15 protein-coding genes are annotated in these 14,466 nt (G+C 68.1%); 4 read left to right on the top strand and 11 right to left on the bottom strand.

The window, feature by feature from the left end; all coding sequences use genetic code 11:
• Positions 1–181 precede the first annotated feature (181 nt).
• The 3 genes from ACIOGX_RS34350 (at position 182) to ACIOGX_RS34360 (ending at position 7,467) form a co-directional block, all read left to right on the top strand.
• Positions 182–1,969 (top strand): ThuA domain-containing protein, encoded by a 1,788-nt coding sequence (locus ACIOGX_RS34350; RefSeq protein WP_401918598.1) that lies wholly within the window; start codon positions 182–184, stop codon positions 1,967–1,969.
• Between the two features lie 111 nt (positions 1,970–2,080).
• On the top strand, positions 2,081–4,633 hold the full coding sequence (locus ACIOGX_RS34355; RefSeq protein ID WP_401918600.1) for a PQQ-dependent sugar dehydrogenase: 2,553 nt from the start codon (positions 2,081–2,083) through the stop codon (positions 4,631–4,633).
• A gap of 152 nt (positions 4,634–4,785) precedes the next feature.
• Positions 4,786–7,467 (top strand): glycosyl hydrolase family 95 catalytic domain-containing protein, encoded by a 2,682-nt coding sequence (locus ACIOGX_RS34360; RefSeq protein ID WP_401918602.1) that lies wholly within the window; start codon positions 4,786–4,788, stop codon positions 7,465–7,467.
• A gap of 365 nt (positions 7,468–7,832) precedes the next feature.
• Here the strand turns inward: ACIOGX_RS34360 and ACIOGX_RS34365 are convergent, their stop codons facing one another.
• A complete protein-coding gene (locus ACIOGX_RS34365; protein WP_401918604.1) occupies positions 7,833–8,360 on the bottom strand; it encodes a GNAT family N-acetyltransferase in 528 nt (175 codons plus the stop codon).
• A gap of 105 nt (positions 8,361–8,465) precedes the next feature.
• Here ACIOGX_RS34365 and ACIOGX_RS34370 point away from each other — a divergent pair, with 105 nt between their 5' ends.
• Positions 8,466–8,861, top strand: a complete 396-nt coding sequence (locus ACIOGX_RS34370) for a VOC family protein (RefSeq protein ID WP_383963994.1) — start codon at positions 8,466–8,468, stop codon at positions 8,859–8,861.
• A gap of 52 nt (positions 8,862–8,913) precedes the next feature.
• On the opposite strand, the gene ACIOGX_RS34375 is transcribed toward ACIOGX_RS34370, so the two are convergent.
• The 10 genes from ACIOGX_RS34375 to ACIOGX_RS34420 are packed head-to-tail and all read right to left on the bottom strand — an operon-like array spanning position 8,914 to position 14,155.
• The gene (locus ACIOGX_RS34375) at positions 8,914–9,192 is read right to left on the bottom strand and encodes a gas vesicle protein K (RefSeq protein ID WP_356516508.1); all 279 of its coding nucleotides are present in this window, start codon (positions 9,190–9,192) and stop codon (positions 8,914–8,916) included.
• Positions 9,189–9,419: a gas vesicle protein gene (locus ACIOGX_RS34380; RefSeq protein ID WP_129768312.1), complete on the bottom strand. Its 231-nt coding sequence runs from the start codon at positions 9,417–9,419 to the stop codon at positions 9,189–9,191. The genes ACIOGX_RS34375 and ACIOGX_RS34380 overlap by 4 nt, the downstream gene beginning before the upstream one ends.
• A gap of 2 nt (positions 9,420–9,421) precedes the next feature.
• Positions 9,422–10,291, bottom strand: coding sequence for a GvpL/GvpF family gas vesicle protein (locus ACIOGX_RS34385; RefSeq protein ID WP_401918607.1), 870 nt, complete (start codon positions 10,289–10,291; stop codon positions 9,422–9,424).
• Complete coding sequence (locus ACIOGX_RS34390) at positions 10,288–10,647, bottom strand: gas vesicle protein (RefSeq protein WP_401918609.1); 360 nt, start codon at positions 10,645–10,647, stop codon at positions 10,288–10,290. The genes ACIOGX_RS34385 and ACIOGX_RS34390 overlap by 4 nt, the downstream gene beginning before the upstream one ends.
• On the bottom strand, positions 10,644–11,594 hold the full coding sequence (locus ACIOGX_RS34395; protein WP_401918611.1) for an SRPBCC family protein: 951 nt from the start codon (positions 11,592–11,594) through the stop codon (positions 10,644–10,646). Before ACIOGX_RS34395 ends, ACIOGX_RS34390 begins: the two co-directional genes overlap by 4 nt.
• Before the next feature lie 6 nt (positions 11,595–11,600).
• Complete coding sequence (locus ACIOGX_RS34400; protein ID WP_401918613.1) at positions 11,601–12,335, bottom strand: histone protein; 735 nt, start codon at positions 12,333–12,335, stop codon at positions 11,601–11,603.
• Positions 12,314–12,595, bottom strand: a complete 282-nt coding sequence (locus ACIOGX_RS34405) for a gas vesicle protein GvpG (protein ID WP_356516518.1) — start codon at positions 12,593–12,595, stop codon at positions 12,314–12,316. Before ACIOGX_RS34405 ends, ACIOGX_RS34400 begins: the two co-directional genes overlap by 22 nt.
• Position 12,596: 1 nt before the next feature.
• The gene (locus ACIOGX_RS34410) at positions 12,597–13,343 is read right to left on the bottom strand and encodes a GvpL/GvpF family gas vesicle protein (protein WP_356516520.1); all 747 of its coding nucleotides are present in this window, start codon (positions 13,341–13,343) and stop codon (positions 12,597–12,599) included.
• Positions 13,344–13,346: 3 nt separating this feature from the next.
• A complete protein-coding gene (gvpJ, locus tag ACIOGX_RS34415) occupies positions 13,347–13,796 on the bottom strand; it encodes a gas vesicle protein GvpJ (RefSeq protein ID WP_401918615.1) in 450 nt (149 codons plus the stop codon).
• A gap of 38 nt (positions 13,797–13,834) precedes the next feature.
• Positions 13,835–14,155: a gas vesicle protein gene (locus tag ACIOGX_RS34420; protein WP_356516524.1), complete on the bottom strand. Its 321-nt coding sequence runs from the start codon at positions 14,153–14,155 to the stop codon at positions 13,835–13,837.
• Between the last annotated feature and the right edge of the window lie 311 nt (positions 14,156–14,466).

The raw sequence follows: 14,466 nt of genomic DNA on the forward strand, positions 1-14,466 counted from the left end.
AAGGGGGACATTTTGTCATGGGGGAAAACTAATCTTCGGATAGTTCAGCGCCGACCCTTGACCCTCCTAGACCTCCGATGTTCACTACGCCTGACGACGACGCCGCCGCCTCGTCGTACCTCACCGCTTCGCTCAGCCAGCGCCCTCGCGCGCCCCGAGAGAGGACCGGATAGTGCGCACTGTGTCCCGTGCCCTGATCGCGCTCGTACTGGCGGCCGTGTCGCTCGTCGCCGCACCGCAGGCCCCACCCGCCGAGGCGGCGCCCGCGTCGACCGCCGACCCGGCCGTGGCCAGGACCCGGGCGGACGACCAGGCCCGGCCTCCCGCCCCGGCCGGTGCCGCCGCGCCCCTCACCAAGGTCCTGGTCTTCTCCAAGACCGCCGGATTCCGGCATTCCGCCATCCCGGCCGGGATCGCCGCCGTCCAGAAGCTCGGCACGGCCAACGGGTTCGCCGTGACCGCCACAGAGGACGCCGGGGCGTTCACCGCCGCCAACCTGGCGCAGTACCAGGCGGTGATCTGGCTCTCCACCACCGGCGACGTGCTGAACCCCGCGCAGCAGACCGCCTTCGAGTCGTACGTCGCGAATGGCGGCGGTTACGTCGGTGTGCACGCCGCGGCCGACACCGAGTACGACTGGCCCTGGTACGGCGGGCTCGTCGGCGCGTACTTCGCCTCACACCCCGCCACCCAGCCGGCCACCGTCAAGGTCGAGGACCGCGCGTCCGTCTCCACCTCGCATCTGCCGCAGCGCTGGACCCGCACCGACGAGTGGTACAACTACCGCGCCAGTCCGCGCTCGGCGGTGAAGGTGCTCGCCAGCCTGGACGAGACGTCGTACTCCGGAGGCACCATGGGCGATCATCCGATCACCTGGTGCCAGGACTACCGGGGCGGACGGTCCTGGTACACCGGGCTCGGCCACACCGAGGAGTCGTACGCGGACCCCGCCTTCACCACCATGCTCCTCGGCGGCATCCAGACCGCGGCGCGCGCCAAGGCCGCCGACTGCCGTCCGGAGACCGGCTACACACCGCTGTTCGACGGCAGCCAGGCCAGCCTCGACACGTGGCGGCAGGCGGGCGCGGGCAGTTTCAGCCTCGCCGACGGCACGCTCTCCTCGGTCGGCGGCATGGGCCTGCTCTGGTATCCGGTGACCCCCTTCGCCAACTACTCGCTCAAGGCTGACTGGATGATGCCGGGCGACGACAACGGCGGCGTCTTCATCGGCTTCCCCGACCCGCAGGGCGACCCCTGGAAGCCGGTCGACCTCGGCCACGAGATCCAGATCGACGCGTCCGACGGCGACCCGACCCGTACCACCGGGAGCGTCTACAGCTTCCGGGCTCCCGACACGGCGGCGCGGGCGGCGGCTCTCAACCCGCCCGGGACCTGGAACAGTTACGAGATCGCGGTGCACGGCCGGCACGTCGAGATCTGGCTCAACGGCGTCAAGATCAACGACTACACCAGCAACCGTGACATCGCCCTCGGTCACATCGGCCTCCAGAACGACGGCGCGGGCCTGGACATCAACTACCGCAACGTCCGCATCAAGCAGGACGGCGCGTCGGCCACCGATCTGGCGCGGGGCAAGCCCGTCACGGTCACCAGCGTCGAGCCCGGCAGTACGCATGTCGGTGCCAACGCGGTGGACGGCGACTCCACCACCCGCTGGGGCAGCGCGTACGCCGACCCGCAGTCGATCACCGTCGACCTCGGCGGCGTCCATGCGCTCCAGCGGGTCCGGCTCAACTGGGAGACCGCGCACGCCACGGCGTACACGGTCCAGACGTCCACGGACAACGTCACCTGGCGCACCGTCAGTACGGTCACGGCGGGCAACGGGGGGCTCGACGAGATCGCCGTGAGCGGCACCGGGCGGTACGTACGGGTCCAGGGCACCACACGCGCGACGCAGTACGGCTACTCCCTCTGGGACCTGGCCGTGTACGGCACCAGTCAGTAACCACAGTCACCACCCGATCGACCCGCCCGGACGACCTGGGGCGTGACAGTACGGCTGTCGCGCCCCGGGCCGTCGGGCGCCCCCCACCCCGCGACCGGCTCTGGAGGTTCCGTGTTGTCGCGCGCTGTCGCCTGCCTGACCGCCCTGTTGACCCTGACCGCGCTTCTGCTCGCGCCCAGCGCCGTGGCAGCGGACCCGGAGGCCGGCGGGAGACCCGCGGCCACCCTCGCGACGACCACCGACCGCGAGGCCGCCGCCCCGCCGCCCACCAGCGGCTTCGAGAGGGTCAAGCTCGACGGCGGTCTCGGCATGGGCGAGCCGATCGAGCTGGCCGTACTGCCCGACGGCAAGGTCCTGTACATCAACCGCGGCACCAGCGCCGCGGGCGGCCAGGTCCGCCTCTACAACCCCGTCACCAAATCCACGACGGTCGCGCTGACCGTCCCCCTGGACGCGCGCTTCGAGGACGGGCTGATCGGCATCACCCTGCACCCGAAGTTCGCCACCACCGGCTGGGTGATGCTGTTCTACTCGCCCAAGAGCACCCCGCTGGTGAACCGGATCTCCCGGTTCACCTTCAGCCAGAGCACCCACACCATCGCCCCGTCCAGCGAAGACATGATCATCGAGTGGCCGACCGAACGTGAGATGTGCTGCCACTCGGCCGGCTCCATGTCCTGGGACACGGCGGGCAACCTCTACTTCGCGGTCGGCGACAACACCAACTCCGGCGGTGACGCGCAGGGCATGGCCCCGATCGACGAACGCCCGTCGCGGCACGCGCAGTTCGACGCCCAGCGCACCTCGGGCAACGCGAACGATCTGCGTGGGAAGATCAACCGTATCCACCCGGAGGACAACGGCACGTACACCGTCCCCGACGGCAACCTCTTCGCCAAGGGCACCGCGGGCACCCGTCCCGAGGTCTATGTGATGGGCGTGCGCAACCCGTACCGCGTCTGGGTCGACAAGAAGGCGAACAACACCCTGTACTGGGGCGAGGTCGGCCCCGACGCCGGAGCGACCATCCCCGCGCGCGGCCCGGCGGCCTACGACGAGTTCAACCGGGCGACCGGCCCCGGCAACTACGGCTGGCCGTACTGCGGCGGCCCCAACGTGGCGTACAACGACTGGGACTTCGCGGCCAACCAGCCGCGCGGCTGGTTCCCCTGCGGCGGCGGCACCGGCCCGGTCAACAACTCTCCGCGCAACACCGGCATCCAGCAACTGCCGCCCACCAAGCCGTCGTTGGTGTGGGAGCAGCATGGCGGCAGCAAGGAGTGGCCGCAGCTCGACAACCCCGGCGGCTGCGGTTCGCCCAACCACACCGAGGTCTACCACTACGACGCGAATCTCAACTCCGACGTCAAGTGGCCTCAGTACTACGACAACAAGCTGCTGATCTCCGAGTACTGCCGTAACTGGATCAAGGAAGTGCAGTTCGGCAACGGCAACGCGTCCACCGGTACGCCGACGGCGATCGAGCCGGTCCTGGACGGTATGAAGTTCGTCCACCCGATCGACATGGAGTTCGGGCCCGACGGCTCGCTGTATCTCCTCGAATACGGCAGCGGTTACTTCTCGGGCGCCGAGGACGCCGGTCTCTACAAGATCAACTACGTGCAGGGCGGCCGGTCGCCCCTCGCCAAGGCCTCCGTGAACAAGGACAACGGACTCGCGCCGCTGGCCGTAACGTTCTCCAGCGCCGGCAGCAGCGACCCGGACAACGACCCGCTCAGCTACGCGTGGGACTTCACCGACAACGGAAGCACCGATTCCACCGCCGCCAACCCGACCTTCACCTATCCGTCGAACGGCAGCTTCCAGGCGAGACTCACGGTCAGCGACGGCACCGGCCGCACCGGCACCGCGACGATCCCGATCGTGGTCGGCAACAGTCGCCCCACGCTGACGATCTCGCAGCCGCCGGCCGGCGGCGCGTTCGAGTGGAACGAGAACGTCACCGTCACCGCGTCGGCGACCGACCCCGAGGACGGCTCGACCGGCCCGATCGACTGCTCGAAGGTGATCGTACGGATCGCCCTGGGCCACCAGGAGCACGCACACGAGGTCGCCGAAGGCACCGGATGCTCCACGACCTTCAACACCGGACCGATCCACTCCGGCCTGGACGCCACGCAATTCTACGTGGTGCGGGCCAGCTACACGGACAAGGGTGCCAACGGCACCGTAGCGCTGACCGGGGAGAAGGAGCTCAGCCTCTGGCCCAAGAAGTGGCAGGCGGAGCACTTCGCGCAGCTCTCCGGACCCCAGATCATCACGGCCGCCGGGGCCGAGGGCGGCAAACGCCTGGGCGATGTGCAGAACAACGAGTGGGTCAAGTACCACCCGGTGAGCCTCAAGGGCGTCACCGGCATCAGGGCACGCGTCTCCTCCGACAAGGCGGGGAACGTGGCGACCTTCCGGTACGACTCCGTCACCGGTCCCGTGGTCGGGCGGGTGACCGTGCCCAACACCGGCGGCTGGGAGACGTACACCGAGGTGAACGTGCCCGTCACGAACGCCGTGGAGCAGCCGCGTGATCTCTTCGTCGTCTTCACCGGCGGCTCCGGCGCCCTTCTCGACCTCGACAGCTACACCTTCACCGGGCCCGGCATCAGCCGTCCCGGCTCCATGACCGCCCGTGGGAGTGATGCTCAGTGATCACCGCGAGATTTGACCGGCCAGCGAGTCCGGCCGCACATACGAGACGCACGAGCACTCGCACGAGTACACGCACGAGTACACGCACGAAGGCACGCGGGAGAACGCGCGCCGCACGCCTGCTGGGCGCTGTCCTCGTCCTCGTCTGTACCGTGAGCGGCCTGTCGGGCGGCTCACCGGCCGTGGCCTCACCCACCGACGCCGCCTTCAACTCCTCCACCGGCGCGCTGAACGTGGACTACGCGAAGTACCTGTCCAAGCACGACATCGTCTACAACCGGCCGACCACCGAGCCCAAGCACGGCCTCACGGTCGGCAACGGCCGTACCGGCGCGATGGCCTGGCAGAACAACGGCTTCAACATGCAGGTGTCCGGCGTGGACACCTCGCAGCAGACCGCCTTCGGCGCCGGGCTGCTCAACCTGTCCACCACCCCGGCGATGGACAGCGGCTACTCCACGTTCCAGCAGCGTCTCTCCCTCTACGACGGCACCCTCACCACCACGTACGACAACAACCGCACCGTCACGGTGATGGGCAAGCCCAACTCGGAGGTCATGGGCATCCATGTGGAGGACACCCGCTCCGGGGTCTCCGCGATCAACCTGGATCTGAGCCTGTGGGACGTCGCCGGGCTCGGCAACAGCGGCGATGTGCCGAACATGGACACCTGGCGGACGGTGTCCACATACGCGGACTCCACCGGCGCCGGACTCAGTCGCGGCCAGGCGGACCCGCAGAACTTCGGCTACACCCTCGGCGCGACCGTGGAGGGCGCCGCGTACACCGCGCGCGTCGTGGACGGCCGTAAGGTGCGGCTCTCGATCACACCGGACTCCAGCTACACCATCTGGTTCACCGCGAGCAGCCGTCTCAACGCCCCGAGCCACAACTCGGTCGCCGAGGCCAAGCGCGCGCTCGCGGAGGTCAAGGCCGCCGGATACACCAGCACCAACAACAGCTACCTCAACTGGTGGCACGCGTTCTGGCAGAAGTCGTTCGTCCAGTACTCCAACGGGTCCCGTGAAGCGGACTACATGGAGAACGTCTACTACCTCTCCACCTACATGATCGCGGCGGCCGGATACGGAAACTATCCCGCCCACTTCATCAACGGCGTCTTCCGGGCCACCGGGGACGCCACGAAATGGAGCAACTCGTACTGGTACTGGAATCAACGGGACATCTACAACTCGTTCCTGGCCTCGAACCACGCCGATCTCATGAACGGGTTCAACAACCTCTACAGCCGCAATTTCGACGCGCTGAAGGCGTACACCAGAACCCGGTACAACGTGGACGGCATCTGGGTGCCGGAGACGATGGGCTGGGACGGCAACGCGCGCGGCACGGTCAACAGCGACTTCACCAACAACATATGGTCGACCGGCACCGAGGCCGCGTACAACATGTACCTCCAGTACACGTATACGAACGACACCAACTACCTGCGGAACACGGCCTATCCGTTCATGCGCGAGGTCGCCAAGTTCTACCAGGCGAAGCTGTCGTTCAACAGCTCGACCGGCAAGTACTACGTGGCCACGTCCCACGCGCACGAGACGTACTGGAACGTGCCGAACGCGATCACCGACCTGGCGGCCGTACGCACCCTGTTCCCGCTCGCCATCAAGGCGAGCAACCAGCTGGGCCTGGACGCCTCACTGCGACCGCAGTGGCAGAACATCCTGGACAACCTGATCGCCTATCCCTCCGACACGAACGCGAACACCTATCTGCCGCACACGCCCCCGATCGCGCAGACGCGTAACAACGAGAATGTCGCGGCCGAACTGATCTGGCCGTACGACCTCACCGGCATCGGCTATCCCGACCAGCAGAAGGCGATCAACACCTGGAACGCCAGGCCGTTCCCGTACGGAAACGTATGGGCCAACGACGCGATCCAGGCCGCCAGGCTCGGGCTCGGAAATCAGACGCTCCAGGGTCTGAAGACCATGCTGCAGAAGTACCAGAACTACCCGAACGGCATGACCAGCAACACCAACGGCGTCTTCGAATATCTCGGCGTACATCTGGCCGCGACGAACGAGTCGCTGCTCCAGTCGTACAACGACAAGATCCGGGTCTTTCCCGCCGTGCCCACCGATTCCACCTTCGTCGGCAAATTCAGCCTGCTGGCCAAGGGCGGATTCATGGTCAGTTCGGAGAGGGAGGCCGGCGAGGTCAAGTACGTCGGACTGAAGAGCCAGTTCGGCAACGCGGCCCGCGTCGTCAATCCGTGGGGGACCCAGGAGGTCAGGGTCCGCAGGACCTCCGACAACGCCATCGTGACGACGTCCAGCGGCGCCGAGATCACCTTCAACACCGGGGCGAACCAGGTGTACGTCGTCGAGCGGACCGCCAAACCGCTCAGCTCCTACAGTCAGACGCAGCTCACCGGCACCGCGAACCAGGGCATGAAGTCCCTGGCCGGCACCAGCTCCACCCTGGGGTCGAACGCGGCCGCCGACCCGATGGTGAACAACACCGCGCTGACGTACGACAGCAACTGGCATCTCACGAACAGCCGCGGTTACGGCGACTTCAACGACGACACCCACCACAGCACCACGGTGGACGCGGTCGCGTCGTACACCTTCACCGGCACCGGGATCCAGTATCTGTCCGAACGCAACGGCGACATGGGGACGGTCGACGTCTATCTCGACAACGTCTTCCAGGCCACGGTGAATCTCAGAGCCGACGGCGCGCGACAGGTCCAGCAGGTCGTGTGGCAGAAACAGGATCTCGCTCGTGGTTCGCACACGATCAGGATCGTGAACCGCAGTACATCCGTGGGGATGGTGGACGCGCTGCGCATCACTCCCTGACCCACATCCCGACGAGCCGCCCATGACCGTGGCCCCGCGCGGAGGACGCCGCGCGGGGCCACACCATGAGAGGGGAGCCTCGGGCCAGGAGGCCGGATGACCCGGTGAAACGAGCGGTCGGGCGAGGATGGCCGGACTGGTGCGTGCGGCGACCTGCGCGCCACGAGTGGTGAGCTGTTCTCCCACCCCGGCGACGCGACCATCGGCATGGGCGGTGAACGACACGTCCACATCAGCCGACTCGGCGATCCAGCTGCGGCCGGCACGGATACCGGCCAGGATCGCCGCGGTGCTCAGCTCCTCGGCGAAGACCACGGTGTGAGGGATCCCGATCTGTCCCTCCACGTGGGTGTCGCTGTTGCCCTTCAGCCGCCGAGAATCCGCTCCCACAGCAGCCCGTCCCGCCAGCTCCCGTCGAGAAAGATCGAGGAGTGCGCGACGCCGTACGGGCTGAAGCCGTTGCGGCGCAGTACCCGCTGCGACGGCAGATTCTCCAGATTGGTGGACGCCTCGGCCCGGTGCAACCCGAGTTCGTCCGTCATCACCCGGAGTACGAGACCGACGGCGTGTCCGGCGTGCCCTTGATTCTGGGCGACGCCGGCGATCCAGTAGCCGACGGAGCCGCGGCGCAGGTGCGGCTGCGGCAGGATGCCTCCGACGGTGATCTGCCCGATCACCTGGTCGTCGGCGAGCACCACGCCCGGCCAGACGGAGCCGGCCCGGTATCCGGCCAGCAGGCCGTCGATCCGCTCCGCCTGGCCCTCCGGGGTGAAGAATTCGGCCGGCTGGGCCGGTTCCCACGGCCGGAAGGCCTCGAAGTCCCGCTCCCGGTGCGCGGCTATCGGGGCGGCGTCGGTGGGCTCGATCAGGCGGATCCTGGTGGTGCCGCGCATGTGCTGATCCTTGTCGCAGTGCGTTGGATGAAACAGCAAGCGTAGGCGAGCGTGCCCGCGCCGCCGCTATACCCTGAGCCCTCGTCCGTACTACCTGGGGGAAGCATGACAAGCAGGTTCACCGAGCTGGCCGTTGACTGCCACGACCCGGAGAGGCTCGCGGCCTTCTGGTGCGACGTGCTGGACTTCACGGTGATCGACCGGAGCGAAGGCAGGGTCGAGATCGGCTCCTGGGTGCCGACCGTCGAGGAGGTCCGGGCCCGCCAGATGCCGCCCACCGTGCAGTTCATCCAGGTGCCCGAGGGCAGGACCGCGAAGAACCGGCTTCACCTCGATGTCAGTCCGATCGACGGCAGCACGGAGGACGAGGTGACCAGACTGCTCGGCCTCGGCGCCACCACGGCGGATGTGGGCCAGGGCCCGGACCGGAACTGGGTGGTCATGGCAGATCCCGAGGGCAACGAATTCTGCGTCCTGCGCAGCCTGGCACCGCAGACCTAGGCCGTGTGCCGGATCGTTCCGCCGAACGGGGTCCCCATCGCCCGGAGCGGTGTCAGTCGCGGGGCAGCAGTGTTCCCAAGGGGCCGAGATCCAGATTGAGGTCTTCCATGCTGAGCCCGTGCTGTTCGCAGAGTTCGTTCATGCGTTCGTCGAGCAGCATGAGTGTGGTACCGATCCGGTCGACCTGCTCGTCGGAGAGATCGCCCTGCTCCACCCGGCGGATCGCCTGGCGTTCCATGAGCTGACGCAGGAGTTCCACGATGGTCAGGACCAGGGCGACCAGGTCGCGTCCCATCTGATCGCGGTCCACGTCGATTCGCGCACTGGTCACAGTGGTCCTCCGTCCGCCCAAGGAGCGGGAACGCGTTCGCTCACCGAGGAGAGCAGGGCGTGCAGTGACAGTCGGACCAATGGGACGTCCGCGATCGCGATGACGAGGTCGCCGCTCACGACCACGCCCGTCGCCAGTACACGGTCCAGGAGATCGACCAGGGGCACTCCGATGGGGCCGGTCAGCGGCTCCGGAGTGGCCCAGGGGACGGGCTCACGCGTCGTCATCCTCATACCTCGCCGACGAAGGAGTAGGGCACCCAGGGTCCGGACATCTCGATGTCCATGCCGGTCGAACGGCGCAGTGCCCTGACCGTACGGGCGACATCGTCGTACCGCTTCTCGTCCACGAGGTAGGCGGCGTTGAGCACTTGCGTCCTGCGCGGCTCCAGCGGTTCCTGAACGTGTGTCCGCAGGTGCCGGGATGCCGCGGCCACGGTGCGCATCGCCGTGTCCACCGTCTCGGCGGCGCGCAGTGCTTCGTCATGGTGCTGTTCGCGCCGCTTCTGGATGCCTCGCTTGCGGTCCAGATAGGCTCGGCCGTCGCCGGAGGACGGACGCCCACGGCCCGCTCCTGCGGACGAGGACGAGGACGAGGATGAGGGCGAGGACGACGACGAGGGGGAGGGGGACGGCGAGGGCGTGGGCGTCTGTGCGGCGGCGGGACGGGGTGGTGGCGCCGCGTACACCTTCACTCCCCACTCGACGCGCCCCTCGATACGGCGCAGCACGGTGTGGAAGCGTTCGGCGTCCTGCCGGAGACCTTGCCGGGCTCGCTCGTCACTCCGGTAGAGCGTGGCCAGCGGAAGGGGCACCGTCGCTCCACGCGCCGCGACCGCGGAGACGACGTGGTGATGAGCACGCGCGCAGCGCTCCAGTTCCCCCTGGTCCGAGAGGCGTTCGCGCCAGGCGTCCTCGCTGAAGCGCGCGGCCTCGACATGCTGCACGACGGCCGTGAGCGCGCCGAGGGACAGGGGCCGCACCGGGGAGTTCTCGCCGAGTCCGGGGAGCGTCGCGAGTGCGTGGTGGTCGATGTGCGCGCAGACGGCGAACACGTAGGTGGCGGTGTGTTCCTGAAGCGTGGGGCCGGGGGCGGTCATGTCCCTCGCCTCTCCTTGGCGGGCGTTGAGGGCGGGGCCTGTTCGAGACTGGATTCGAGGGCTTCCAGACGGGCGCGCAGTTCGTCGTTCTCGTCCTGGAGAGCCGTGCGCGCGGCGCGTGAGCTGAGAGCCGGGTCGGTCTCCCACCAGTCGATGCCGGCCTTCTTGGCGGTCTCCACGGACGCGACGAACAGCCGTAGCCGGATGGTCAGCAGTTCGATGTCGAGCAGGTCGATCTTGATGTCCCCGGCGATGACGATGCCTTTGTCGAGGACGCGTTCGAGGATGTCGGCGAGGTTGGTGGTGCTCGTGCCGTGGACGGGGGCGCCGTCGTGTCTGAAGTCGACGGAGGTCACCGGGCCTCTTCCTCTTCCTCGTCCTCATCCGGCTCTTCTTCGTCGTCGTCCTCGTCCTCTTCTTCGTCCTCTTCCTCGTCCTCGTATGTCCAGTCGCCGTCCTCCTCGTCCTGTGCGGCCTCCTCCTCTTCCACCACCTCTTCGTGGGTGCGAACGACCTCACCGTCACGGATCTCGCCCCGCCACGCGTCCTCGGGCTCTTCGTCGGTGAGCGTGACGTAACGCTGGAAGTGTTTGAGGTCCAGACGCAGACGCCGTCCCTGCGCACGCCACAGGTTTCCGGTCTTCTCGAAGAAGCCGGACGGGTAGTACTCGACGACAAGGACGATCCGCGTCAGGGCCGGTGCCAGCTCATGGAAGCTGACCGCTCCCCGGGTGGTGCCCTTGGCGCCCTCCGAGGTCCATACGATGCGCTCGTCGGGTACCTGCTCCTGAACTGTCGCCTTGAAAGCGCGGGTCGAGGGACCGACCTTGGTCTTCCAGTCGCTCGTCACCTCATCGCTCCGCGACACATCCCGTACGCCTTTGGTGAAGCCGCTGAACTTCTCGTACTGCGTCCAGTGGTCATAGGCCGTACGGAGCGGCACGCCCACATCGATCACCTCGATGATGTTCGTCACCTTGGTGTCTCCGGACGTGCGTCCCCCGCTGCCACCGCCGAGGGCCTCCTTGGCCTTGCCCAGGACGCTGTCCTTCACGCCCTTCACCTTCTCCGCGAGGATCGCCTTGAGCGGCGATTCACCGTGGAGGAGACGGGAACCGATCGCCGGCAGCATTCCGCCGTTCTCCGCGACGTCGGAGAGCTGACCGGTGACGTCCGTCAGCTTGTCGGCGGCCTTCTCGGCCAGGGACGCCACTTGGGCACCGACATAGTTCGAGATCTCCTCGCGCACGCGCCCGAGAGCCGAATCCCCGGAATCGGAGGTGTCCTGTGTTGCCCTGCTCATGTCGGACTACCTCCGGCGATCGGCGCGCGTCTGGGGCTTCGCGGCCGCCTTCTTCGCGACGGCCTTCTTTGCCGGGGCGGCCTTCTTGGCCGGGGCCGCTTTCCTGACCGGGGCGGCCTTCTTGGCGGGGGCCGCGGCCTTCTTGGCGGAGGCGGCGCGTTTGGACGTGGCCGCCTTCCTGGCCCTGTCCCGGCCGGCGGACGGCTTCTCGGCCGCCTCCCCAGCGGACTTACGCTGCCCGGAGGAAGCGGGCCTGGCGGATTCACGGGCGCCCCGCCGACGGTGCCTGGGCGGTGCCTCCTCCTCCGGCTCTTCCTCTTCCTCGTCCTCCTCCTCTTCTTCCTCCTCGTACTCCTCCTCCGGCTCTTCCTCGTACTCGTCCTCCGCCTCGGGCTCTTCCTCGTACTCGTCCTCCGGCTCCTCGCCCTTGGCGCCGAGACCGAGCGTGCGTTCACTGATCGCGTCCGCGAGAGAGCCCAGGTTCCGGCTCGCGACGGCCGTCAGCGCGTTACGAGCCGCTTCGAGGCCCTCGGTGCGCAGCTGCTCCTGGAGCTCCGCCACCTGTGGTACCTGGCCGAGGCGCCGTACCCCCTCGGCGACGAGCTGTCGCGGTTCGAGGCCGAAGCGCCTGCCCGCCAGATAGGTCACAGCGGTCAGGGCGAGCCGTCCCTTCCTGGTGCGGCCCAGCACATAGCCGGCCGCGACCGCGGCGGCGAGCGTTACCTTGGTTCTCTCATCCATGAGTGCACCGCCTTCGATCGTTCGCCCGGTCCGGCTCCCGCTTCGTCCAGTCGGTCGAGCAGCCGTTCCTCTGCCTCCTCGAATTCCTCGAGGCTGAGATATCCATCTTCGAACTCCTTGTTCAGCGCGGTGAGTTGCGCGCGAATCAGAGCAGGGTCGTGAATCTGACGGTCGGCGGCGTCCATGAGCTGCTCGGCGATCCACGACACTCCGCGCACCGGGGCCAGCGGGAAGAGGAGGAGTCCGCTGATCAGACCCATGTCATGCTCCCGCGCCCGCGAAGGGGCCGTCGGCCTCGACGAAGCTGTAGCAGGGCAGCGGTCCCGCGACACGCAGTTCCACCCGGTCCTGTCGATCCGCGGCGAAGCCCCGCGCCGCGGCCCGGAACCGGCCGTCGGCCGCTCGGTCGACGAGGAAGGACATATTGAGCACACACCCGGGGACCTCAGGCCCCGCGGCGACGGCGTGGGCCAGAGGTGTCAGCTCCCGCACGGCGTCCCGTCCCGCTTCCGCCGCCCTGCGCGAGAGCGCCGTGACCACCGCTTCACCCAGGCGCAGATTCGCCTCGTAACCGGGACGTCGCCGTGCGGCTTCATGGAGCCTCTGGACGTTCCTGTCCTCCCGGACGAGAGAGGCCAGCGCGTCGGACGGGGCGAATGCCTTGAGGTTCACCTCGACCCGCCCGGCGATCCGTTCCAGAGCCGTGAGGTGACGGTTCCCGGCCGCCGTCAACTGCGCACGGACCGCGGCCTCGTCCGGCGCGACCGTGCCGAACCGCATCGGGAGAGACGGTCCTTCGGCGCTGAGCCGCAGCAGGAGATCCTGGTGGGCGAGCAGGTCGCGGCGGCGCGCACGCAGTTTCGGCGGGGCGTCACTGACCACCGCCCCGAGCCGCCCTTCCACGAGGACACGAAGGGGAAGCGGCGGGCTTCCCACTCCCGCCGCTCCTCGCGGGGCGCGCCGCTCCGCCCCGACGATCGCGTAGACGTACACACCGTCGCCTGTCACCGGTCAGTCCTCCGCGGAACGACGGCGCGTGCCGGTACGGGCGGGGACGCGCCGCCGCGGCCTGGTCTCCTCGACATCGTCGTCGTCGTTGTCGTTGTCGTCGCCGGCGCCGACCGCATGGCGCACCTTGTCCCCCACCGACTCGGCCGCCTTCCTCACCTTGCGCTTGCCGACAGCTTTCGCGGCCCCGCCGCCGAACAGTTCCGGGACCGTCGTACTGCGCGAGTCGAGCTCCAGGTCCAGCCGGTTGCACGCCTCGGCGAACCGGAGGTACGTGTCGACGCTCGCCACCACGATCCGGGCGTCGATCTTGAGGATCTCGATGCCGACCAGGGAGACCCTGATGAAGACGTCGATCACCATGCCCCGGTCCAGGATCAGTTCGAGCGTGTCGTACAGCGTGCCCGCGCGCGGTACGCACGCGACCTCGTCGGAGTAGGTGGTCGTTCTCATGGGGGGCGTCCTCTCGTCAGCGGGTCGGCTTGCCGCGCTCACTCGTCGGCGGCGCCTCTTCGATAGCGGCGGACCCGGCGGTACTCGAGGAGTTCGCCGTCCTGATCCACATGCACCTCGTAAGAAGCCAGCAGACTCGTGGTGTCCGGAATCCGGGCGAGCTCCAGAACATCGACGACGACACACCACCCGTCGTCGGTGCGCCGTACACCCGACACACCTTCCGTGCAGTGGCTGATCAGGCTCTCCAGTCGCTCGCGCGCGGCACGTGCGGCGCCTTCCGGCCCGTGTCCGGGCGAGGCATGCCGACGAGCCGCGGTCGATGTGGATCTTGGCCGCGTTCGGGGTTGTTCTGCCATACGGCAAGTCTCATCGTTATCCGGCACACCGCATCCGCAGCGGGCGCCCCGTCTCCGCCGCGGCGTTGATCGACGACCTCATTCCGTGAGCGATTCCGTGAGCGGCGGACGTCTTCCTCCAGCCGGAATGGGCTCGCGCTCGTACGGGGCCGCGTCGTATGCGCCCGGCCAGGGGGATTGAGCCGACAGGGGGAGTGGACGGGTGCTGCCGCGCGACTAGGGCGTGTTGCGAAAGTAGCGCCGTCCGCCCGCAGGGCGGGGCCTGCGGCGTCCGGTGCGTGCGATCGCAAGGCGGAGGGTCGCCCCAGTAC

The organism is Streptomyces sp. NPDC088147, assembly GCF_044741565.1.
GTDB lineage: Bacteria > Actinomycetota > Actinomycetes > Streptomycetales > Streptomycetaceae > Streptomyces.